Below are 23,002 nucleotides of genomic sequence, written 5' to 3' on the forward strand. Positions count from 1 at the left end.
CGGCCGGCCTCATAGGAAACGATGGTTCAATGCAGGCAAACGGCTTCGCACACCTTCCGTGCGAGTGCTGGAGATTTCACCCAGAACAACGCCTGCGCCTTCAGCCTGCTGAGCCATCACCTCACCCCAGGGATCCACCAGCATGCTTTGGCCCCAGGTACGGCGGCCGTTTTCATGCGTGCCGCCCTGCGCCGCCGCAATGACATAGGCCTGGTTTTCAATGGCGCGTGCACGCAGCAGCACTTCCCAATGCGCCTGCCCGGTGGTGTAGGTAAACGCGCTGGGCACCAGCAGCACATCGGCCTTCAGCGCGCGGTAAAGCTCCGGGAAACGCAGGTCATAACAAATGCTCATGCCGACAGCGTAGACATGGCCATCGCGGGAAGCCAGATCAAACCGGACGGGCTGCGCGCCGGGCTCCAGCACACGCGTCTCGTCATAGTCTTCCTTTCCCTGCGCAAAGCGAAAAAGATGGATCTTGTCGTACCGCGCGATGCATTGACCCGTCGGCGCAAAGGCCAGCGAACAGTTGCGCGCGCGCGCCGGATCAGACGTGGCCATGGGCAGCGTGCCGCCCACGATCCACAAGCCGAGCTCACGCGCCGACCGGCCCAGGAAGTCCTGTATCAAGCCCGTCCCGGCGCTCTCCTGGACTTTCAGCTTGTCGGTGTCCTTGAAGCCCATGATGCAGAAATACTCCGGCAGCACGGCCAGTTCGGCGCCCTGCGCCGCAGCCTGCTCAAGCAGGCTGCGGGCTGCGGCAAGGTTGTCCTGCACGCGCGCACCTGAGACCATCTGGATGGCAGCTATCTTCATGGTTACCGAACCTCCTGAACAGGCTCTGCTGCAGCCTGTGCCTTGCGATCCACCTTGATGATTTTCGGGTCAGACCAGGTTCCTTCAATGTGGAATTCCTGGGTCGCCGCCTGCATCAAAGGCCTGCGCAGGAACATCTGGGCAAGGAAGCTGCCCAGGCCGATGGCCGGATTGATGACTGTGGCAATCAGGGAAGCCGTACCGGCATTGATTTCCGGCACCACGACCGCCTTGATGTTCTGCGTCTCCTTGGCAATATCGGCACTGCCTTCCATCAGCACGGCCGCATTCACGCCCTTCATCTGCAGGTTGTTGGTATAGGCAACGCCCTGGTTGATATTGATGTCGCCGCGGACAAAGTCAAAGGCAAAGCCTTCGGAAAAAACGTCCCGGAAATCCAGGGTCAGCCGCCTGGGCAAAGACTGCAGGCTCAGCACGCCCAGCAGTTTTGTGATGCCCGGGTCAGCCTTGACAAACTGCCCCGACTCCACATTGACATTGAACTGTCCGCTCATGCTGGGATAGTCCAGGCTGAGAGGTGACCCCATCCACGCGACCTGCCCCTCCAGTTTGCCCTTGCCGCGGCGAATGACCTCACCCATGCCAAAGCGCTTGAGCAGCTCACCCGAGTCGGCGATGTCCAGCTTGAAATTCATCACGGTGCGGCGGCGCTCGGCAACCGCGCGCGCGGCACGCGGCGCATTTGCCGCAACGCTCTGGGCATTGATCGCCACCCAGTTGCCCGTTGCCGTCAGCACCGCCTCGGGAAGGATCACATTGAACTTGTTCAGGCGCCATTCGCGCACGCCCTCGCGGGCCGCGGCAGACGCTCCGCGGTTGACGGCGTCGATCTCGACCCGCCCCAGTTTTTTGCCGCGCAGTTCCAGGTCTTCCACCACGATGTCCAGGGCAGGGATGCTGGCGGGCTGCTCGTTCAGGATCGCTTCCACGTCACTGGCCGTACCTGGGGCCAGACTCAAACGGGAAAGCCGCGCATAGACCCGCCCCGCGCCTATGCCGCCAGGCTGCCGGAATTCGACGTATCCGTTGAGCTCCGAGGCGTCGATATTCGCACGCCATGTCAGGCCTTCACGGGAGCCGCCCACCACCACGTTGTTCAGCTTGCGCCCTTCAACCACCAGCTCCTTTGCGCGAATGGCCATGGAGGTCGGCAGATAAGTCAGGGACGCGTTCGCGGCCGCCCGATTGGTCGCCGCAGTGGCAGCCACCGGCGGAGGTGTCTGGAGCGCGCTGCCGGAAGAAGAATCCGCCAGTATTTTTTGCCAGGCATCGAGGTCCACGTGGGCCAGGTTGATATTGGCCGCCACACCGGCTTCCTGCACAGGCACCGTCTCCCCGGGCTCAAGCCCGACGCCGATTCCGCCCCGTATCACACGAGGTTCGCTGCCGCTGACGTCCCGCACATACATGATGGACGCCACACGGCCAATGGTTACCGATAACTGGTCCTCCAGTTTTTGCCCTGGCCCCATGGACGCCGGCAAAAGCGAATTCTCAAACCGCAGTGGTAATGCCGCTTCTGCGGTCTTGCTCAGGGGCGCGGGGAGGTTGAGCGCCATGCCTTGCAGGCTGCTGGCGACAACCAGCTCAGGCACGCCACGGCGAAAACCCAACGAGGCGGTGTAAGCCGCGCTGCCCGTGGCATTTTGGGCCATGCGCGAAAGCGCGCCGAGCTCCCTGGCCTGGCGCAGCCCTTCCGCGGTGACGACGCCTTGCGCTTTGAACGCTACCTGGCTTTCCTGTTCAGCATTGCCGGATGATCGCGCCTGCACCCGCGTGCCACCGTCAAAACGGACGTCACCGCCGAGCAGCCGCGCCTGGGCACCTGCCACGGTGAAGCCGCGCTCGTTCACGGTCACTACACCCTTGAGTTTTGTCAACGCTGGAGTATCCGCACCAAACTGCACGTCATTGCCGGGCAGCGTGACGGTTCCGTCCACCCGGGATTTATCGATGGTGTGGATAGGCAAGTCCAGCCGGAACCGGTATTCGCCCGGCCCGGCCGCAACCGCCTTGGCCAGCACATGGTTCGTCATGCCGGCAACCGGGGACTGGTTGACGAACCCCAGCGCATCAGCAAGCGGCCCCTTGAGGTGTGTGTTCACCTCGACAGTGGTGTCATGGGTCAGGTCAGGGATGCGCGCATTACCCTTGACCAGCTGCAAACCCGGCAGGCCATTGACCTTGCCGGTGACGTCGTTGACCTCAAGTGCCGCATGGTTAAACACCAGTTCGCCGTTGAGTTCAGTCAAGGCCGGCCACCCCGCGGCTCCGGCCGGCTGTATGGATTTGGGCACATAGGCATAGTGCCCGTTCCGCACCTTGGCGGTCACCCGGAAGTCCCCTTGTGCCGGGTTGGTGAAAGGCAATTGCGCCAGCGGCCCCTTGACCTTGAACTTCACGTCGCTGACCTGGCCTTGCACGACCGCGTCACGCACATAGTGGCGCACCCGGTCCGGCAATACCAGCGGCAAATAACGGTGTACCCGCTCGCCATCACCGCGGCTCAAAACGCCCTGCAGATCCAGCACACCCGGGAATCTGGGGTCTGCTGCATCTGCAGCATGCGGCTTGCTGGAAACCACGTCGTCGGTATGCCATGCGGCTTGCGCTTCTCCCTGCGCGTCGGCATTGGCAAATCGCAGGTTGTTCAGCTGCGCTTCGATTTTCCGGCCCGCAAACTTCCATTGCGTCTCGGCGGAAAGCTGGTCAAACGGCACCAGCGAATCCTCAAACACCCCCGGCAGGTCGAGCGAGCCGTTGAGTATCTTGACGCCGGCCCGTCCACCCGCTTGCGTCAGGTCAAAGTCAATGGTGGCGCCGCTGATTCCCGGCCTGCCGGGCTTGGGATGCGCTGACGCCGGACTGGGCGGCGCGGGCAGGGCAGCAATACTCAGCCCGGCAACGCGTCCCTTTGCGGCATAGGTGGTGGGGGCATCCAGCGGTCCCTGCCAGCGGGCCTCTACGCTTTCGACCAGTCCCTTCGGGGCAAAAGAAGTGATCAGCCCATGGACGGGAGCATCGAGCGGCAGGCGATTGGCAATCTGCGCGAGCGCTGCAAGATCGAGCTTGTCTGCCTTGAGTTCAGTGTGCTGCGCAACGCCGGCCTCGTCCCCCGTATGCACCAGCGCCACATTGCCGCCCGGCCACTGCAGGCCATCGCGGGTGCGAAAGCGCAGGCCTTCGGTATTGAAATCAAACCCATTGGTACGCTGGCCGCCGCCCACACGCCCGGCGACAAAATCAAAGGCCAAAGGCTGCAGCTTGGCACCCAGGCGAGCATCTACATCCTGCAGTGCCACATCGGCCGTGCCGCCGGTCACCCGGCCCTGGGAAATATCTGCCCATGCGCGGAGCGCGCCATTCCCGCGGGTCAGCTCAATGCCCAGTGCGTCCAGATTGAGGTACGGCCTGATGCGGGACGCATCCACCCGGTCGAACCCGGCAAATAGCTGGCCTGTCCAGGCATCAAAATCACCGGCGCTGCTTGATAGCAGCGATTGGCGGAATATGCCCCTGACAGTGAAGCGGTCACCCCATTCTGCAGGGGGTGTGGCATCCAGGCGCATGAGGTGGCGCCGCCGCGTATTGCGCATCACCCAGTCAACCTGCGTCAACGCCAGGGGGGGGGCCGGATTCATTTCATCTGTCCAGCGCACGGTGCCGCCTCGCATGACAAACTCGGTCTGCGAGAAGAACCAGTCGGCAGCGGCGCTCTCGCCGGCCGCCCGGTCCTGCGAAACATCGAGGCCGCCGACATAGATCTTCCCGTCAGCGGTTCGGCGTATGTCCAGCTCGGGCTTGTCGATGTAAAGCTGCTCAAAGCCCAACCCCCAGATCGAAGAGGCAGACAGGGCGCCGAGAATCACCGGCAGCCGCAGGGCCTCGCGCCCTTGGGCGTCGAGCAGGGTCACGTCGCGCAACTCGAACGACGGAATCATCCCCTGGGAATATGCGGTGATTCCGCCAATGCGAACAGGCACCCCCAAAGCCTTGCTGGCCTCTATTTCCAGGCGCGGACGAAACTCCCCGATTCGCGGCACAATCCAGCCATGCAGCACGAACCAGGTCAGGCCAAAGAGCACCCAGGCCGTGGCAACAAGCCACAGCAACACGCGCAGGGTAAGAGCAAGCCATCGCAGTCGTTGCGGCGGCGGGGTAGGCAGGCTGGGGATCGTTGGCTCCATTGACATGAGAATTATGACCGCCGGGGCCAGTGTTCGCCCGGCGGTGAACCATGAAGTTTTGTGAAGTAGTGTGATGACCGTCGCCCAAACCGCCTGCCCTGATACCTTACTCGCCGCCGGGCCGGCCGCGTCGGACTATTCACGGTTCGTTCAGCGCATCCGCCGCCGCTACGCCGATCAACTTTTCCTCCTGCCTGCGGGCGCCCCCGTGCGCGCCGCCATGCAGGTCGCGCTGGACGCGCTGCTGGCGCAGGGCATGGCGACAGGCGCGGCGCTGCGGGTGCTTCGCCAGCTGGTCATGGAAAGGCTGGTGGTGCTCGACTGTGACGGTGCCCTCGAAAGCCAGGCCCCGCTTGCCGTGGTGACCTGCGCCATGACCGAGCTGGCCGAGCTGGCCCTGGATGTCGCCATGCGCGAGTCGGGCGCCGAACTTGACGGGCTGCATGGCGCACCGCAAGGCCCCGACGGGGAGCGTGCCCGCATGTGGGTCGTAGGCATGGGCAAGCTGGGTGCGCGCGAACTCAACGTTTCCAGCGACATCGACCTCATTTATGTCTACGACCACGACGGCGAAACCCGGGGGCGCAGCGATGGCCGCGGGCAGATATCCAACCACGAGTACTTCGCGCACCAGGTCAAGGCCGTCTTCAGCCTGATTGGTGATGCCACGGAGCATGGTTTTGTGTTTCGGGTGGACCTGGCGCTCCGGCCCAACGGAAGCTCCGGGCCGGCGGCCATTTCGCTGAGCGCGCTTGAGGAGTATTTCCAGGCACAGGGTCGTGAATGGGAACGCTTTGCCTGGCTCAAGAGCCGGGTGGTGGCGCCGCTTGAATGCGTGCAGGACGGCTCGGCGCAGGCCCTGCGCGGCTCCGTGCTGCCCTTCGTCTTCAGGCGCTACCTTGACTACAACGTCTTCGATGCGCTGCGCACCTTGCACCGGCAAATCCGCGAGCATGCCGCCAAGCGCTGCGCCGGCCACCCGGAGCGGGCCAACGACGTGAAGATGTCGCGCGGCGGCATTCGCGAAATTGAATTCACCGTGCAATTGCTCCAGGTGGTGCGCGGCGGGCAGTTTCCCGAGCTGCGCACCCGCCCCACGGTCGACGCCTTGCAGCGTGTGGCGCGCGCGGGCCTGATGCTGCAGGAAACCGCCGATGCGCTGGCACGGGCCTATGATTTTCTTCGCCGCGTGGAGCATCGCATCCAGTACCTCGATGACCAGCAGACCCATGTCCTGCCCACGCGTGATGACGACCTGGCGTGGATCGCAGAAACGCTGGGCTACAGCAATTGCTGCCTTTTCCTCAGCGAACTGGACACCCACCGGGAGCTGGTGGCCGGGGAATTCGACAAATTGCTGGGCGGCAAGCCCGACTGCAAAGGCTGCGGAAAAACGGCCAAGGCAGCGCCGCAGCAGCTCGAAGACTTGCTGGAGCAATTGTCGGAACAATGGCCGGAACAGTTTCGCGCGCGCCTGGCGCTGTGGCGCCAGCATCCGCGGGTGCTGGCCTTGCGCGAAGATTCCCGCGCCCGCCTGGCGCGGCTGGTGCAGCGCACCGCCGCCTGGCTGGCGGAAGGCACGGTCACCGAGGAAGCGGCGGTGCGCATCATCGACTGGATAGAGCCGCTCCTGAGGCGGGAGAGCTACCTGGCGCTGCTGCTGGAACGGCCTGCGGTGCATGAGCGCCTGCTGCGCCTGCTGGGGGCCGCCAAATGGCCTGCACGCTACCTGCTGCAGCACCCCGGCGTCATTGATGAACTGGCCAGCGACGAGCTGCTCAGGGAACGCTTTGACGGCACAGCCTTCGCGCGTGACCTGCAACAGCGCCTGGCCGCACTCAGGAGCACCGGCGAGGACGACGAGGAAACCTGCCTGAACCTGCTGCGCCGCGCCCACCATGCGGAAGTGTTCCGCACCCTGGCGCGCGACCTGGAAGATGTACTCACCGTCGAGCAGGTGGCCGATGATCTGACGGCTCTCGCCGAAGCGGTGCTGAGCATCACCACCGACTGGTGCTGGCAGCGCCTGAAGAACCGGCACCGTGAAACACCGCAGTTCGCCATCATTGCCTACGGCAAGCTGGGCGGCAAAGAACTGGGTTACGGCAGCGATCTCGACATCGTGTTCGTCTATGAGGACGACGACGAGCGGGCCCCCGAAGTCTATGCGGCATTTGTGCGCAAGCTGATCAACTGGTTGACCATCAAGACCGGCGAAGGCGACCTGTTTGAAATCGATACCGCTTTGCGCCCCAACGGCAATTCAGGCTTGCTGGTCACCAGTTTTGAGGCCTATACCCGCTACCAGCAGCAGCGCGGCAGCAATACCGCCTGGACCTGGGAACACCAGGCCATGACACGTGCGCGCTTCGTGTTGGGTGACGAGTCGCTGCGCCAGCGGTTTGACGAAGTCCGGCAGACCGTCATCACCGCCCCGCGCGACATCGTTGCGCTGCGCAACGAAATTGTGGCCATGCGCGAAAAGGTTCGCGACGCCCATCCGGTCAAAAGCCTCCACGCAACGCCAAGCCCCACAGGCGGATCCGTCTCAGGCCCGCCTCCGCTCAAGGCTGAAAAATTTGACGTCAAGCACAGTGCGGGCGGCATGGTGGACGCCGAGTTCGCCGTGCAGTTCCTGGTGCTTTCCCAATCAGCCCGGCACCCGGAACTGAGGGACAACGTCGGCAACATCTCGCTCCTGCAACGCGCAGAAACGGCCGGCCTGCTGCCGACCGGCGTCGGCCAGCGGGCGGCAAGCGCCTACCGCGAACTGCGGCGTGTGCAGCACCGCGCACGCCTCAACGAAGAACCCACCCAGGTCAACCCGCCTGCGCTTGAGGCAGAGCGCGGCGCGATCCAGCAACTGTGGGTCGCCACCTTCAAATCAAACAATTGATTTAATTCAATCGACTGTTTGATTAATGTGCTCTAATCCGGGCACATGACACCCGACCTGCCCTCTCAAACACCTTCGCGCTCAGCCAAGCCTGAAGGCGAAAGCCGAAAACAGCGCTCCGACGGCGCGCACGCCAGGGCGCACCTGTTGCTCGCGGCACTCAGGCTGTTTTCCGAAAAAGGATTTGCCAAAACCTCGATTCGCGATATCGCCCATGCTGCGGGGGCCAACGTGGCGGCGATCAGCTATTACTTTGGCGACAAGGCCGGCTTGTACCGGGCCGTTTTCACCGAACCGCTGGGCAGCGCGCGCGATGACATTGCGCTGTACAACCAGCCCCATTTCACCTTGCGGCAGTCCCTTGAAGGCTTTTTTTCGAGCTTCCTCGAACCTTTGCGCCAGGGTGAACTGGTGCAGTTGTGCATGAAGCTCCACTTTCGCGAGATGCTGGAACCCACAGGCCTGTGGGCCGAAGAAATCGACCAGGGCATCAAGCCGGCGCATACCGCGCTGGTTATTGTGCTGTGCCGCCATTTAGACGTCACAAAAGCCGACGACGAGGTGCACAGGCTGGCGTTTTCCATCACCGGTCTGGCACTTCAGATGTTCCTCAGCCGCGAGGTCGTGGAAGCGATCCGGCCCCAGCTGTTCGGAACACCTGAAGCCCTGGAGCAGTGGGCTGTCAGCCTGGTGGCGTATGCCGAAGCCATGGTGGGCGTCGAAATGGCACGCCGAAATCACCTTTCCGATTACCCCGTGGCCGCCACGCCGCGATTGAAAACAGCACACCATGAAAAAAACTGACTCCGGACGCGAACGCTTGCGCTTGCTGACAGCGGCGCCGCTGTTCGGCGCATGCGCGCTGTTGCTGGGCGGCTGCGCTTCCGACAATCCGCACACGCCACCTTCTGTCTCGATTCCCGCGCATTGGCAAACACCCTTGCCGGCGGCGGGCACCACAGCCGCATTGCCCCACGGCGGCAGCCTGAAAGGGCTGTCGCAATGGTGGCAGCAGCAAAATGATCCCTTGCTGGTGGAACTGATCATGGCGGCGGAATCGGTCAGTCCGACTGTTTCCACCGCACGCTCCAACATCGAACAGGCGCGGGCTTCACGCGTGGCCTCGGGCGCGGCCATGCTGCCCACACTCGATGGCACCGCCAGCGTCAGCCGCGGACGCTCGGCGCCCGTGAACCGTGCAGCGCCACCTATTTCCACAACCGCCCAGGCGGGTTTGCAGACCTCCTGGGAAATCGATCTCTTCGGTCAGTACGCCGCGAGCCGGGATGCCGATCAGCAGCGGCTGGAAGGCTCCCAGGCGCTGTGGCATTCGGCACGCGTATCGGTCGCCGCCGAGGTCGCCACCCAGTACTACAGCCTGCGCGCTTGCGAAAAGCTGCTCGAGGTAGCGCGCTCCGATGCCACATCCCGGGGTGAAACTGCGCGTTTGGCGGAACTCAGCACCAAGGCAGGTTTTCAGGCGCCCGCCACCGCGGCATTGGCCAGGGCCAGCGCGGCCGAAGGCAACAGCAACGCCATCCAGCAGCGCGCACTGTGCGACCTGGATGTCAAGGCACTGGTGGCCCTGACTGCCATCGATGAACCCGCACTGCGGCAAAAACTGGCCAGCACACCGGTCGACCTGACACTGGAATCGGTAGCGCCTGTCATCAGCGTGCCGGCGGAAGTGCTGGCCCAGCGGCCCGATATCTTCAATGCGGCACGCGAAGTGGACGCCGCCCACCTGGAAGTCGGCAGTGCACGCGCGCAGCGCTTTCCAAGGCTCAACCTGAGCGGCTCGGTTGCGGCCAACAAGTCATACACGGCCAGCACCACGCAACGCTTTGACACCTGGACCGTCGGGCCACTGCAGCTGACCATCCCGATCTTTGACGGCGGCGCCAGCGAGGCCAACGTAGAAGCCGCCAAGGCGCGCTACGAGGACGCCGCCGCCCAATACCGCGGCAGCGTGCGAAAGGCCGTGCGGGAAGTCGAGGAAGCGCTGGTCAATCTGCAAAGCACGGCCGAGCGCAGCCAGGATGCATTGGTCGCCACACAAGGCTACCGCGCGTCATTCGTCGGCACCGAAGCCCGTTACAAGAGCGGGCTGGCGAGCCTGGTCGAACTTGAAGACGCCCGTCGCACCCTGCTGGCCGCACAAAGCGCCCTGGTCACGCTGCAACGTGACCGGCGCAGCGCCTGGGTTGCGCTGTACCGGGCGCTCGGCGGCGGCTGGACCACCGCCGAGCCCCCTGTGCCGCCGCTGGTCTCCGATGTGCCGGCACCTTTCACCCCTGCTGCCCTCACTGCCCCCTGAGGCGCGGTTTGCCGACCCTGCCACACCTATTGACAGATCCTTTGAACACCATGCCAAACTTCAAACTAAAACCCGTCGCTCTCGCTGTGATCGCCGGTGCCGTGCTCGTTGCCGGGGCCGCAGCTTTTTTTCTTCTGAAGGCCAACGCAAAAGAAGACAAGGCAGTCACCGCAAAGCCGGCACTGACTGTCGCCACCGCGCTGCCGTCTCAAGTGACCTTGCCGGTGAAACTCAGCGCCAACGGCAATATCACCGCCTGGCAGGAGGCCGTGATCGGCTCCGAATCGAACGGCTTGCGGCTGGTGCAGGTGCAGGCCAATGTGGGCGACCAGGTCAAGGCCGGGCAAGTGCTGGCGGTGTTCTCGGGCGACAGCGTGCAGGCGGACACGGCCCAAGCCAGAGCCAGCCTGATCGAGGCCCAGGCCAACGCGGCCGATGCGGCGGACAACGCCGCGCGTGCGCGCACGCTGGCGAGTTCGGGCGCTTTAAGCGAGCAGCAGATCAACCAGTACAACACCGCCGAGCAAACCGCCAAGGCACGTGTCGAGGCAGCCAGGGCACTCCTTGAGGTGCAGCAGGTACGCGGTAAAAACACGCAGGTGCTGGCGCCCGACAACGGCGTGATCTCCGCACGCACCGCAACGGTAGGCTCGGTGGTGCCGGCAGGCACCGAGCTGTTCCGCCTGATCCGGGGCGGCCGCCTCGAATGGCGCGCGGAAGTCACCTCGGCCGAGCTGGGCAGGATCAAGGCCGGCACGGTTGCCAGCGTGGTGGCGGCCAGCGGCGCCGAACTCAAAGGCCGGGTGCGCATGATCGCCCCGAGCGTGGACCCGCAGACCCGCGCGGCACTGGTCTATGTGGACCTTCCGGTTTCGGCAGGCATGGCCTCTCCGGCCAAGGCCGGCATGTTTGCCCGCGGCGAATTCGATCTGGGCAGCACCTCCGCGCTGACCATCCCGCAACCTGCGCTGGTCGTGCGCGACGGGTTCAACTACGTCTTTCGCCTCAACCCGGACAACCGCATCAGCCAGCTCAAGGTGCAGACCGGCCGGCTTGCGGGCGACCGGGTCGAAATTACCTCCGGCCTCACCGCCGATACAAGGGTGATCGTCAGCGGGGCGGGCTTCCTCAATGACGGCGACCTGGTCCGGGTCAGCGACGCCACCCCTGGAATTACGGTAAATCCAGCCGTAGCGCCCGCCAGTCGTGCGCAAGCAGCTATCAAATAAGGAGCGACTCGATGAACGTCTCCTCCTGGTCAATCAAGAACCCGATACCCGCCGTCATGCTGTTTGTGCTGCTGACATTCGCCGGCATGCTGTCGTTCAAGGCGATGAAGGTGCAGAACTTTCCCGACATCGACCTGCCGACGGTGACGGTTGCGGCATCGCTGCCGGGCGCCGCCCCCGCCCAGCTCGAGACGGAAGTGGCCCGCAAGCTTGAAAATTCCATTGCCACCGTGCAGGGCCTCAAGCACATCTACACCAAGGTGCAGGACGGCGGCGTGACCGTGACCGCCGAATTCCGGCTTGAAAAGCCGGTACAGGAAGCCGTGGACGATGTGCGCGCGGCCGTGTCGAAAGTGCGCAGCGAATTGCCCGGCGACGTGCGCGATCCGGTGGTCAGCAAGATGGACCTGGCCAGCCAGCCGGTGCTGGCTTTCACCATCCGCTCACCGCGCATGGACGAGGAGGCGCTGTCGTGGTTTGTCGACAACGACATCTCGCGCAAGCTGCTGGCGGTGCGCGGCGTCGGTGCGGTGAACCGCGTGGGCGGCGTCTCACGCGAAGTCCGCATCGCGCTGGATCCCTCCAAGCTGCAGGCCTTGGGCGCGACAGCTTCCGACATTTCCCGCCAGTTGCGGCAGGTGCAAACCGAAAGCGCAGGTGGGCGCGCCGACCTGGGCGGCAGCGAACAACCCATGCGCACGCTGGCGACGGTCAAGTCCGCGCAGGAGCTGGCCCAGCTTGAGCTGGCGCTCAGCGACGGACGGCGTATCCGCCTCAGCGAGGTCGCCACCGTGAGCGACACGACCGCCGAACCGCGCGCCGCCGCGCTGCTCGACGGCAAGCCTGTCGTTGGCTTTGAGGTGTCCCGCAGCCGGGGCGAAAGCGAAGTGGCGGTCGGCGCGGCCGTGCAGGCGGCGCTGGCCGAACTGAAGCAGCAGTACCCTGAAGTGGAAGTCCACGAAGCCTTCAATTTCGTCACGCCAGTGCAGGAGGAATATGACGGCTCCATGCACCTGCTGTACGAAGGCGGCATTCTGGCGGTGCTGGTGGTGTGGCTGTTCCTGCGGGACTGGCGCGCCACCTTTGTGTCAGCCGTTGCGTTGCCGCTGTCGGTGATCCCGGCTTTCATCGGCATGCACCTGCTCGGCTTTTCGATCAACGTCATCACCCTGCTCGCGCTGTCGCTGGTGATCGGTATCCTGGTCGACGATGCCATTGTGGAGGTCGAAAACATCGTGCGGCACCTGCGCATGGGCAAGTCGCCGTACGAAGCCGCCATGGAGGCGGCCGACGAAATCGGCCTGGCCGTGGTGGCCACCACGTTCACGCTGATCGCCGTGTTCCTGCCCACCGCCTTCATGAGCGGCGTAGCGGGAAAATTCTTCAAGCAGTTCGGCTGGACGGCCTCGCTGGCGGTGTTTGCCTCACTGGTGGTGGCACGCGTGCTGACCCCCATGATGGCAGCCTACATCCTCAAGCCCATGGTAGGAGCCCATTCCGACCCAAAGTGGATGAACACCTATATGCGCGCAGCGGCCTGGTGCATGAAACACCGGGTAGTGACCATGGCGGCGGCTACGGTCTTTTTCTTCGGTTCGGTCATGCTGATCCCGTTGCTGCCGACCGGCTTCATCCCGCCCGATGACAATTCGCAAACCCAGGTTTATCTCGAGCTTCCCCCGGGCGCTTCGCTGGCGCAGACCAAGGCCTCGGCTGAACATGCGCGCCTGCTGATCAGCAAGGTAAAGCACGTCAAGAGCGTGTACACCACCATCGGTGGCGGCTCAGCTGGTACAGACCCGTTTGCCATGCAGGGGGCGGCAGAAACCCGCAAAGCCACGCTCACGGTGCTGCTGGACGAGCGCAGCGAACGGCCGCGCAAGCAGGGCATTGAAAGCAAGATGCGGACAGCGCTGGAAACCCTTCCGGGCGTGCGCAGCAAGGTGGGGCTGGGCGGCTCGGGAGAGGCCTACATCCTCATGCTGACCGCCGAAGACTCCAATGCCCTGCAAACTGCGGCGCTCGCGATTGAAAAAGACCTGCGAACCATTCCCGGCCTGGGCAATATCTCGTCCAGCGCCAGCCTGGTGCGCCCCGAGATTGCCATCAAGCCGGATTTCGCCCGGGCAGCAGACCTGGGTGTCACCAGTTCAGCCATGGGTGAAACCCTGCGCATCGCCACGGTAGGCGACTACGAAGAGTCGCTTCCCAAGCTCAACCTTTCGCAGCGACAGGTGCCTATCGTCGTCAAGCTGGACGAAGCAGCACGCAAGGACCTCAGCGTGCTGGAGCGCCTCGCGGTTCCAAGCGTCAAGCCGGGTGTCGGGCCCGTCATGCTGGGTCAGGTGGCGAGCCTGGAAATCACAGCCGGCCCGGCCGTGATTGACCGCTACGACCGTTCCCGAAATGTCAAGTTCGAGATCGAGCTGTCGGGCCGGGCGCTGGGGGACATCACCGAAGCCGTGAAACTGCTGCCGTCCGTCAAGAACCTGCCGGCCGGCGTCAAGGTGGTGGAGGTCGGCGATGCCGAGGTCATGGGCGAGCTGTTTGCCAGCTTCGGCCTGGCCATGCTGACAGGCGTGCTCTGCATTTACATCGTGCTGGTGCTGCTGTTCAAGGATTTCCTGCACCCGGTGACCATTCTTGCCGCTCTACCCCTTTCCCTGGGCGGCGCCTTTGTCGGCCTGCTGATCGCGCAGAAGAGTTTTTCCATGCCCTCGCTGATCGGGCTGATCATGCTGATGGGGATCGCGACCAAGAATTCCATCCTGCTGGTGGAATACGCCATCGTCGCGCGGCGCGACCACAACCTGTCGCGCTGGGACGCCCTGCTGGACGCCTGCCACAAGCGGGCGCGGCCCATCATCATGACCACGCTGGCCATGGGGGCGGGCATGATGCCGATTGCCCTGGGCTTCGGCGCGGCCGACTCCAGCTTTCGCTCACCGATGTCGATCGCGGTGATCGGCGGCCTGATCACCTCCACCGTGCTCAGCCTGCTGGTGGTGCCTGCCGTGTTTACCTATATCGACGACCTGGAGCGGCTGATCAAGCGCATGGCGGCAAGATTGCGCGGCCACGGCAGTGAAAAGCCTGAAAACGGCCAGCCCGCCGCTGAATCAGGCGCCCCATAAGCTGCAAAGTAATGCACATACAGCCGCGTACCGCTTTGTAAAAGGCGGATCAGACGTGTAATTTTGCTGATTTGGACAGGTCCGTCCGAGTGAATTAGGGCTGACCGTCCAATACCCCTCGCTTATACTTGCAGGTTCAGCTTTACATTTCTTAACATGTCAAAACGCGTACTGCTTTCGGGCGCAACAGGCCTGATTGGCGGCGAATTAATGCTTCTTTTGGCTGCGCGCGGCGTTTACAGCACTGCTGTGGTGCGCGCTGCCGATTCGAACCAGGCCCGTGACCGTCTGCTGGATCGCCTGAAAAAGAGCATCCTCTGGAAGCCCGAATTTGCCGACATGGTGTCTGCCGAGGCCGGCGATGTGGTCGAGCCCGGTTTTGGCCTCAGCGCGGCAGTTCTCCAATCGGCCGATGTCATCCTGCATTCGGCGGCCAGTACCTCGTTCAAGCCCGGTGCCGGGGTTTATCCCATCAATCTCAGGGCCGCCGAGCATTTTTCCGGCATCCTGAAAGACCTGCGGCCCTCACAACGCGGTTTTTTTGTCGGGACGGCGGCAGTGACCACCGAGCCGCGCGGCGTCATTACCGAAGACATGCCGTTTGCCGGCTATGCCAACGACTACATCCGCTCCAAACGCGATGCCGAAACACTGCTGCGCGGCAAAGGCCATCCTTTTGTAAGTTTGCGCCCGGGCATTGTGCTGTCGCGCGGGATTGACGACGCCAAACTGGCCCGCAACATGTTGTGGTCCATCCCGGTCATGGCCGAACTCGGTGATGTGCCGCTGGATTCCCTGGGCAAACTCGATTTCGCGCCGGTGGATTTCATCGCGGGCGCCTTTGCCGAAATGCTGCTCAAGGACGAGCTCCGGCACGATTGCTACCACGTGTCCACGGGCGAAGACTCCATGACCTTCGCAGCGCTGGCCGAAGAATTGAAAGCCAGCATGCCCGGCATCGGCAAGATGGTGATGCGCGGCAGGGATTTCGTGCCCACGCCGAAGTTTGCCCGCCAACGCTGGATGTTTGAAGCATTGCAGCCGTATTTGCCTTTCCTTACGGCAGATGCGGTGTTCAGCAATGCGCGCCTGCGGGCGGAAATTGGCGCGGCAGCTGTCGCGCCTGCGCCCATTAGTTATCTGGGTGAATTGTTGGGGACCTTCAGCCTGTCGGACGCCGTCAGGCAGATGTACACGCCCTGAGGTACGAAAACAACGCGGCTGCTTTTGTAAAATGCCCCTACAGGCCCGAAGAGGCCGACCGTCATATCGATGGTGGGACAATGGCGGTTCGCATTACATATTTACTGGTTCGTGATGAATTCTGATTTGATTAATCTTTTTGCCGAGACATTTGGCATCAGCGAAGAAAAACTGCTGCCGGATGCCACGCTGGAGAGCCTGGGCCTTGACTCCCTCGCCGTCATCGAATTTCTGTTCCAGATTGAAGACCAGTTTGGCATCCAGATTCCGGACCAGGCCAGCCCGCCGCGCACCCTCGCCGAAATGGTCCAGCTGATTGAGCCCCTGCTGCCATCAGGCAAGCCTGCCGCCTGAGCCCTGCCGGGCCCGCCAGACCGCCCATGCGTCGCGTAGCCATCACGGGTCTTGGCGTTGTTTCCGCCGTTGGAACCGGCACTCCCGCATTCTTCGAGTCCCTGCTTTCCGCCCGCTCCGGCATCCGGGGCATTGACATTGGCTTTCCCACCGGCAGCGAAAGCGTGCTGGCCGGCGCCGTCCAGTTCGACCCGGACCAGCATTTCCCTCGCGCCCGTCTTCTGACCATGGACCGGGTCAGCCAGCTCGCAGTGGTGGCTGGCCGCGAAGCCATGGCGCAGGCTGGATGGGGCCCTGAGGGCGGCTTCGCACCCGAGCGTTTCGGCGTCTCGCTGGGCACAGGCAGCGGCGGCGCAGGATCGACGGATGTGGCTTACACGGCATTGCTGGAGCAAAAAGTGGCGCGGCTGCGCCCCATGACGGTCGTGCTGGCCATGCACAACGCCATTGCCGCCCATGTGTCCATGGAGTTCGGGTTGAAGGGCCCCAGCAGCACAGTTTCCAATGCCTGCGCATCGTCGGCCACCTCCATTGGCGAAGCTTTCCGGCAGATCCGCCACGGTTATGCCGACGCCATGCTGGCCGGAGGTTCCGAGGCATTGCTGAACCGCGGCACCATCAAGGCCTGGCAAGCCATGCACACGCTGGCCAAGCCCCATGCCGAAGGCGCCGAAACCTCGTGCCGTCCATTTTCGGTTGACCGCTCCGGTCTGGTGCTGGCCGAAGGCGCCGCCATGCTGGTCCTGGAAGAATGGGAAAGCGCCAAACGGCGCGGCGCCAATATCCTGGCCGAACTTTGCGGCTACGCATCCACCACCGACGCCCATCACCTGACGCAGCCCGACGCCCAGGGGCAATCACTCGCCATGACGCTGGCGCTGAAAGACGCGGGACTGCAGGCCGCCGACATCGGTTACCTCAATGCCCACGGAACCGCCACCGATGTCGGTGATGTCATCGAAACCAGCGCCATCAAGCTGGCCTTCAAGGACCTGGCCGGGCGCCTGCCCATCAGCTCCAGCAAAGGGGTGCACGGCCACGCCATGGGCGCTGCGGGCGCCATGGAATTCATTGCGAGTGTGATGGCACTGCGCGCGGGGCAGCTGCCGCCAACAGCATTCCTGGTGAACCCCGATCCGCGTTGTGACCTGGACTACATACCGCTGGAAGCGCGCGATGCGAACGGCCTGCGCGCGGTGATGTCCAACTCGTTTGCCTTTGGCGGCTCCAACGCCGTGCTGGTGGCGAAGTCCGCCTGAGGGCGATCATCACCCTCCGAAGAAGAGCCGGCCGGGCTCTCCCAGATACCGGCTGATATCAGCGGATCAGCGCGTGGCGCGGATTTTTTTCACCAGGGCCGTCGTCGAATAGCCATCCACAAACGGGATCGCCCGGGCGCTGCCGCCATACGCCTTGACCACCGCGGTCTCTGCCAGTTTGTCCATGTCGTAGTCTCCGCCCTTCACCAGCAGATCCGGCTGGAGCTCACGGATCAGTTCAAGCGGCGTGTCTTCGTCAAACCAGGTGACCAGGCTCACCGACTCCAGCGCAGCCATCATGGCGGCGCGGTCGTGTTCGTTGTTGAGCGGCCGGTCAGGGCCCTTGCCCAGCCGCCGCGCCGAGGCATCGGTGTTCAGCGCCACCACCAGGCTTGCGCCCAGCGCGCGTGCGTCGGCCAGGTAGGTGACATGCCCGCGGTGCAAGACATCAAACACCCCATTGGTAAAGACAATGGGATGCGGCATTAAAGCAAGCCGCTGCCGCGCTTCTTCGCGGGGGACTATTTTTTGCAGGAAGTGGATAGAGGAGGGGGTAGGGGGCTCGCTGGGCATCCCGCCACTTTAACGGAAGGCCTGGACCACCACCCGGCTTCTGCCGCCCGAGGCACCCGGCCAGCGGACGTCGTGCATCAGGCGCCGGCAGGTGCCGGCTTGGCGGCGATGGACTCCGCCAGTTCCTTGGCGACTTCCTTGCGGTAGCGGTTCAGTTCCTGCACGGTCTTGAAGCTCTGGTTCAACAGCAGGCTCAGGTTGTGCAGGATGCGTTCGACCACCTTGCCCTCCCACACCGCGTCAAACTTGATCTGCGTGTCGAGCCAGTGCTCCAGCCACTCGGGGTTGGGCAGGCGGCTCTGGATGGTGTCGCGCGGAAAAAGGCTTTTGTTCACATGCAGGTTGGTCGGGTGCAGCGCCTGGGCGGTACGCCGTGCGCTGGCCATCAGCACGCCCACCTTGGTGAAGGCGGACTTGGCTTCATTGCCGAAGTTGTTGATGGCGCGCTTCATGTAGCGCAGGTAAGCGCCACCATGGCGGGCTTCGTCCTGGCTCAGCTGGGTATAGATCTGCTTGATGACGGGTTCGGTATGCCATTCGCTGGCGCGGCGGTACCAGTGGTTCAGGCGGATCTCGCCGCAGAAATGCAGCATCAGCGTTTCCAGCGCGGGTGCGGGTTCGAACTCGAAACGCACTTCGTGCAATTCTTTTTCCGTGGGAGCGAGGTCCGGGCGGAAGCGCTTGAGGTATTCCATCAACACCAGCGAGTGTTTTTGCTCTTCAAAGAACCAGATGGACATGAAGGCCGAGAAATCGCTGTCGTCCTTGTTGTCGCGCAGGAACATTTCCGTGGCGGGCAGCGCAGACCATTCCGTGATGGCATTCATCTTGATGGTCTGGGCCTGCTCGTCGGTCAGCTTGGACGCGTCAAAACTTGCCCATGGAATGTCCTTGTCCATGTCCCAGCGGACGGATTCAAGTTGTTTGAACAGTTCGGGATAAAGCATGAGAACTCCTTCGCAAGGGATATGCAGATATATCTGCCTCGGATGTCCTGCGGGAGCATCCTGGGTACTTGTAACGATTTTAGGCGGCTAATGTGACAACGGGCGACTTATGCGCTATTTACCGGCAAATCAGGGTAATTCGGACCCCATTCCGGCGTGTTGGACCACACAAGTGCTCTTTTTCGGACTGCATTGTGCCAAATAAAGCCATGCAGACCCCGGATAGTCCGGGGCTGAATTCCCGCTGAATCCATTCACCGCGATACGGGCGTATCGTCAGGGCATGTTGTGAAACATGTATGACAGCGCCAAATAAACCTGAATCGGCCCGATCACCAGCCCGCGAGTTTAGCCAATGACTGCCACTGCCTCTTTTTGCGCCCCTCGTCAGGCGGCCCAGTTCCTTTTGCTGATCATGCTGGCTGCCCCTGCGCTGCTGGCCTCCCGCGGCGCGCTGGCAGCGCCACCGGCACCTGCCGTAGCGCCCGCCGGCTCCGCACCGGCAACCTGCCCCGCGCTGCTGCAGCAGACGTTTTTTCGGCTGCAGGATGAAAAGCCCCAGACGCTTTGCCAATACAGTGGAAAAGTGGTGGTCGTGGTCAACACCGCCAGCTTTTGCGGCTTTACCCCGCAGTACCAGGGGCTTGAAGCGCTCTATGCCAAATACAAGGACCAGGGCCTGGTGGTGCTGGGTTTTCCGTCCAATGATTTTTCGCAGGAAACGGGCAGCAACAAGGAGATCGCGGACTTCTGCGAAAACACCTTCGGCGTGAAGTTCCCCATGTTCACCAAGACCAGCGTGACCGGGAAGGACGCCAACCCCCTGTTCCAGAAGCTGGCGGCCACAACAGGCACCACACCGCGCTGGAATTTTTACAAATACGTCATTGCACGCGATGGTGTCGGCGTCACCAGCTTCAACTCCATGGCTGACCCGGCCGGCGGCGCGCTGGTCAAAGAAATCGAAAAACAGCTGGCCATCAAGCCCGCGGCCCGTTAACAAAAATTTACCTGAGGGATCTTTTATTTGCGGGAACTACCCCGCACTTGTGCTCTCATACTTCTGCAAGCGCGATTTGCCTTCACCGGTAGCGCTGGCAAGAGAACAGTTTCATTGTTGCGAAGCCTTCTGAGCCGTCCAGGTTCAGCTGCAATCCCGGGGCGCTCCTCCTCCTCCCTCCCTCCCTCGTTCGCGCCGGGGCGCTTCGCAGCATTTTTATATTCCGGCCCCCTTGCCGGGCCAGGGCCAACGCATGCGTTGCGCCCGCCTGAAGTTCACCGCCGATGGCCTGGTGGACTTTCACCGTGATGAGCGTGAAACCCGTGAAGCCCCCGCAAGAGCTATTATTTTGATAGCTGCTTGCGCTTGTTCTGATTGGGTCAGGAGCCATTTTGATGCCTGAAATCAGGCTGTCTCGACCTCAAAACACCTGAAAAGGACCGCCCAAAGAGGCGTTGAAAGAGGCCTTGAGCCTGTTTTTGAACTGCTTTCAAACGCCAATAGTAGCCAGAGCCCAATAAAGATGGGCGCAAGCAGCTATTAAATACATAGCAATATCCGGCGGCGTCTGGAGTTTGTATGCGATTTGGTGATTTGGCGTCAGCGAGAAATGTTGTCGCCTCCACCATTCAGCACCGCATCAGCCCGGCGGAATGCTTTCCGCAAAGCTGGGCCGTTGCATCAGCTTGTCCTGCAGCTTGGTCAGGTTCGGATACATCTCACGCCAGTTGATTTGCGCAAACCGCAGGTCGAGGTAGCCGAGCGCGCAGCCGACCGCGACGTCGGACAGGCTGAAGTGAATGCCGCTGCAGAACGACTTGTCGCCCAGGCCGGTGCTCATGGCCTTGAGGGTGGCTTCGATCTTGCCCATCTGGCGGTCGATCCAGGCGTCGCTGCGTTGCTTGACGCTGCGGCCGGCCCAGGTGGCTTCGAGGCGCGCCAGGATGGCGGCGTCGATCAGGCCGTCGGCCAGGGCTTCCCAGGTTTTGACTTCAGCGCGCTCGCGGCCCTGGCTGGGGATGAGCTTGCCGACAGGTGACAGGGTGTCGAGGTATTCGACGATCACGCGGGAATCAAATACGGCTTCGCCGCCTTCCATGACCAGGCAGGGCACCTTGCCGAGCGGGTTGGAGGCCTGGATGGTGGTGTTGGCTGCCCAGACATCTTCCAGGACAAACTGGTAGTCGAGCTTTTTCTCGGCCATCACTATGCGCACTTTGCGCACATAGGGGCTGGTAGCGGATCCGATGAGTTTCATGATGGTGTGAGATCGTGGTCCGGGGGAAGAGCATTCTATCGAGTAAGCCGGCAGCCGGGCTGACGGGGGTGTAACGCGCCGGGCAAGAAGATTCGCAAATATGCACATCTTTTCGGGCTCGCGGCAGCGGCTCCCGGCACGGCTGGCGCGGCAGGCACCCGGCCTACAATTGGGCCATGAGCTCTTCCCCCCCCTTTTCCACGATCAACGCCCTGTCCCCGCTGGACGGCCGCTATGCGAACAAACTGAACCAGTTACGTCCCCTGATGTCCGAACAGGGCTATATGCACCGCCGCGTTCAGGTCGAAGTGGCGTGGTTCATCGCGCTTTCCGATGCCAAATTCGCCGAATTCAAGCCGCTGAGCCCGGGCGCCCGCACTTATTTGCTGGGTCTGGTCAAAAACTTCTCGGAGGCCGATGCGTCGGCCATCAAGGAAATCGAAAAAACCACCAACCATGACGTGAAAGCCGTCGAGTACTGGATCAAGTCGAAATTCGAAGCCCGGCCGGAGCTGCAGGGCGCCAGCGAATTTGTGCACTTTGCCTGCACCAGCGAAGACATCAACAACACCAGCCACGCGCTGCAGCTTAAAAGCAGCCGCGACCTGGTGGTGTTGCCGGCGCTGGACAAGGTCATTGCGCAGCTGCGCGAAATGGCCCACATCTATGCCGAAGAACCCATGCTGAGCCGCACGCACGGCCAGACGGCCAGCCCGACCACGGTCGGCAAGGAAATCGCCAACGTGGTGGTGCGCCTGGCCAATGCGCGTGACAAGATCGCCGGCATCAAGCTGATGGCCAAGATGAACGGCGCGGTGGGCAACTACAACGCGCATCTCTCGGCCTGGCCCGACTTCGACTGGGAGGCCTTCAGCCGCAACGTGATCGAAACGCCGGAACCACTGGGCCTGGGCCTGACCTTCCAGCCCTACAGCATCCAGATCGAGCCGCACGACTACATGGCCGAGCTGTTTGACGCGGTAGCCCGCACCAACACCATCCTGATCGACCTGGCCCGCGACATCTGGGGCTACGTGAGCGTGGGCTACTTCAAGCAGCGCCTGAAAGACGGCGAGATCGGTTCCTCGACCATGCCGCACAAGGTCAACCCGATTGACTTCGAAAACGCCGAGGGCAACCTGGGCCTGGCCAACGCGTTGCTGCGCCACCTGAGCGAAAAGCTGCCGATTTCCCGCTGGCAGCGCGACCTGACCGACTCGACCGTGCTGCGCAACATGGGCGTGGCGCTGGGCTACGCCGTGCTGGCCTACAACTCAATGGGTGTGGGGCTGAACAAGCTCGAACTCAACCGCGAAGCGCTGGGCGACGACCTGAACGCCTCCTGGGAAGTGCTGGCCGAACCGATCCAGACGGTGATGCGCCGTTACGGCGTGCAGGGCGCTTACGAGAAGTTGAAGGAAGTCACGCGCGGCAAAACCGTGAAGGCCGAAGACCTGCACGCGTTGATCCGTTCGCTGGAAATTCCTGCAGCGGAGAAGGAACGCCTGCTGAAGATGACGCCCGGCAGCTATGTCGGCATGGCTGCCGAACTGGCCAAGAGGGTCTAACCCCCGTCCAGGCTCACTGCGTGTAGCCTGTTCCCCCCTTGCAAGGGGGCGGTGCCTGCGGTCTGGCAAAGCCAGTCCCGCGGCACCTCTGGTTGTGCCCCCAGAACTCTTCGAGCAAGCAGGGGCCGCGGAACCGGCTTTGCCGGGCCGCAGGCGCCGTCCCCTGCAAGGGGAAAAGGGCTACACGCAGTGAGCCCGATAGGGGTGCGCCCATTGTTCGGCTTTGCCGGGCCACAGGCG

Annotated in this window: 15 protein-coding genes; 10 read left to right on the plus strand and 5 right to left on the minus strand. The window is 62.9% G+C overall.

Features of this window, described 5'->3' with window-relative positions:
- Positions 1-9 precede the first annotated feature (9 nt).
- Positions 10-816: a carbon-nitrogen hydrolase family protein gene (locus AC1D13_RS21110; RefSeq protein WP_477690230.1), complete on the minus strand. Its 807-nt coding sequence runs from the start codon at positions 814-816 to the stop codon at positions 10-12.
- A gap of 2 nt (positions 817-818) precedes the next feature.
- Positions 819-5,024, minus strand: a complete 4,206-nt coding sequence (locus AC1D13_RS21115; protein ID WP_477666976.1) for a YhdP family protein — start codon at positions 5,022-5,024, stop codon at positions 819-821.
- Positions 5,025-5,097: 73 nt separating this feature from the next.
- On the opposite strand from AC1D13_RS21115, the gene glnE reads away from it, so the two are divergent.
- The 8 genes from glnE to AC1D13_RS21155 all read left to right on the plus strand — a co-directional run bounded on the left by glnE (position 5,098) and on the right by AC1D13_RS21155 (position 17,416).
- Entirely contained in the window at positions 5,098-7,920 is a 2,823-nt protein-coding gene (gene glnE / locus AC1D13_RS21120) for a bifunctional [glutamate--ammonia ligase]-adenylyl-L-tyrosine phosphorylase/[glutamate--ammonia-ligase] adenylyltransferase (RefSeq protein ID WP_477690231.1), read from the plus strand.
- Positions 7,921-7,965: 45 nt separating this feature from the next.
- Complete coding sequence (locus tag AC1D13_RS21125) at positions 7,966-8,724, plus strand: CerR family C-terminal domain-containing protein (protein ID WP_477666961.1); 759 nt, start codon at positions 7,966-7,968, stop codon at positions 8,722-8,724.
- Positions 8,711-10,237, plus strand: a complete 1,527-nt coding sequence (locus AC1D13_RS21130; RefSeq protein ID WP_457282430.1) for an efflux transporter outer membrane subunit — start codon at positions 8,711-8,713, stop codon at positions 10,235-10,237. The genes AC1D13_RS21125 and AC1D13_RS21130 overlap by 14 nt, the downstream gene beginning before the upstream one ends.
- 50 nt (positions 10,238-10,287) lie before the next feature.
- Positions 10,288-11,466, plus strand: a complete 1,179-nt coding sequence (locus AC1D13_RS21135; RefSeq protein WP_457282431.1) for an efflux RND transporter periplasmic adaptor subunit — start codon at positions 10,288-10,290, stop codon at positions 11,464-11,466.
- A gap of 11 nt (positions 11,467-11,477) precedes the next feature.
- Positions 11,478-14,600 (plus strand): efflux RND transporter permease subunit, encoded by a 3,123-nt coding sequence (locus AC1D13_RS21140; protein WP_457282432.1) that lies wholly within the window; start codon positions 11,478-11,480, stop codon positions 14,598-14,600.
- A gap of 156 nt (positions 14,601-14,756) precedes the next feature.
- The gene (locus AC1D13_RS21145) at positions 14,757-15,803 is read left to right on the plus strand and encodes an SDR family oxidoreductase (protein WP_457282433.1); all 1,047 of its coding nucleotides are present in this window, start codon (positions 14,757-14,759) and stop codon (positions 15,801-15,803) included.
- A gap of 114 nt (positions 15,804-15,917) precedes the next feature.
- Positions 15,918-16,157, plus strand: coding sequence for an acyl carrier protein (locus AC1D13_RS21150; RefSeq protein ID WP_457282434.1), 240 nt, complete (start codon positions 15,918-15,920; stop codon positions 16,155-16,157).
- Positions 16,158-16,183: 26 nt separating this feature from the next.
- Positions 16,184-17,416, plus strand: coding sequence for a beta-ketoacyl-[acyl-carrier-protein] synthase family protein (locus AC1D13_RS21155; RefSeq protein WP_477690232.1), 1,233 nt, complete (start codon positions 16,184-16,186; stop codon positions 17,414-17,416).
- A gap of 66 nt (positions 17,417-17,482) precedes the next feature.
- On the opposite strand, the gene rfaE2 is transcribed toward AC1D13_RS21155, so the two are convergent.
- Positions 17,483-17,989 (minus strand): D-glycero-beta-D-manno-heptose 1-phosphate adenylyltransferase, encoded by a 507-nt coding sequence (gene rfaE2 / locus AC1D13_RS21160; RefSeq protein ID WP_477690233.1) that lies wholly within the window; start codon positions 17,987-17,989, stop codon positions 17,483-17,485.
- 77 nt (positions 17,990-18,066) lie between these two features.
- The gene (locus tag AC1D13_RS21165) at positions 18,067-18,936 is read right to left on the minus strand and encodes a ferritin family protein (protein ID WP_457282437.1); all 870 of its coding nucleotides are present in this window, start codon (positions 18,934-18,936) and stop codon (positions 18,067-18,069) included.
- Positions 18,937-19,351: 415 nt separating this feature from the next.
- Between AC1D13_RS21165 and AC1D13_RS21170 the strand changes: the two genes are divergently transcribed.
- A complete protein-coding gene (locus tag AC1D13_RS21170; protein ID WP_477666977.1) occupies positions 19,352-19,936 on the plus strand; it encodes a glutathione peroxidase in 585 nt (194 codons plus the stop codon).
- Positions 19,937-20,576: 640 nt separating this feature from the next.
- Here AC1D13_RS21170 and AC1D13_RS21175 read toward each other — a convergent pair.
- Positions 20,577-21,194, minus strand: coding sequence for a glutathione S-transferase family protein (locus AC1D13_RS21175; protein ID WP_457282438.1), 618 nt, complete (start codon positions 21,192-21,194; stop codon positions 20,577-20,579).
- A 176-nt stretch (positions 21,195-21,370) separates the two neighbouring features.
- Here AC1D13_RS21175 and purB point away from each other — a divergent pair, with 176 nt between their 5' ends.
- Positions 21,371-22,762: an adenylosuccinate lyase gene (gene purB, locus AC1D13_RS21180; RefSeq protein WP_457282439.1), complete on the plus strand. Its 1,392-nt coding sequence runs from the start codon at positions 21,371-21,373 to the stop codon at positions 22,760-22,762.
- The last annotated feature ends 240 nt before the right edge of the window (positions 22,763-23,002 follow it).

It is taken from the genome of Polaromonas sp. P1_E12 (assembly GCF_056405975.1).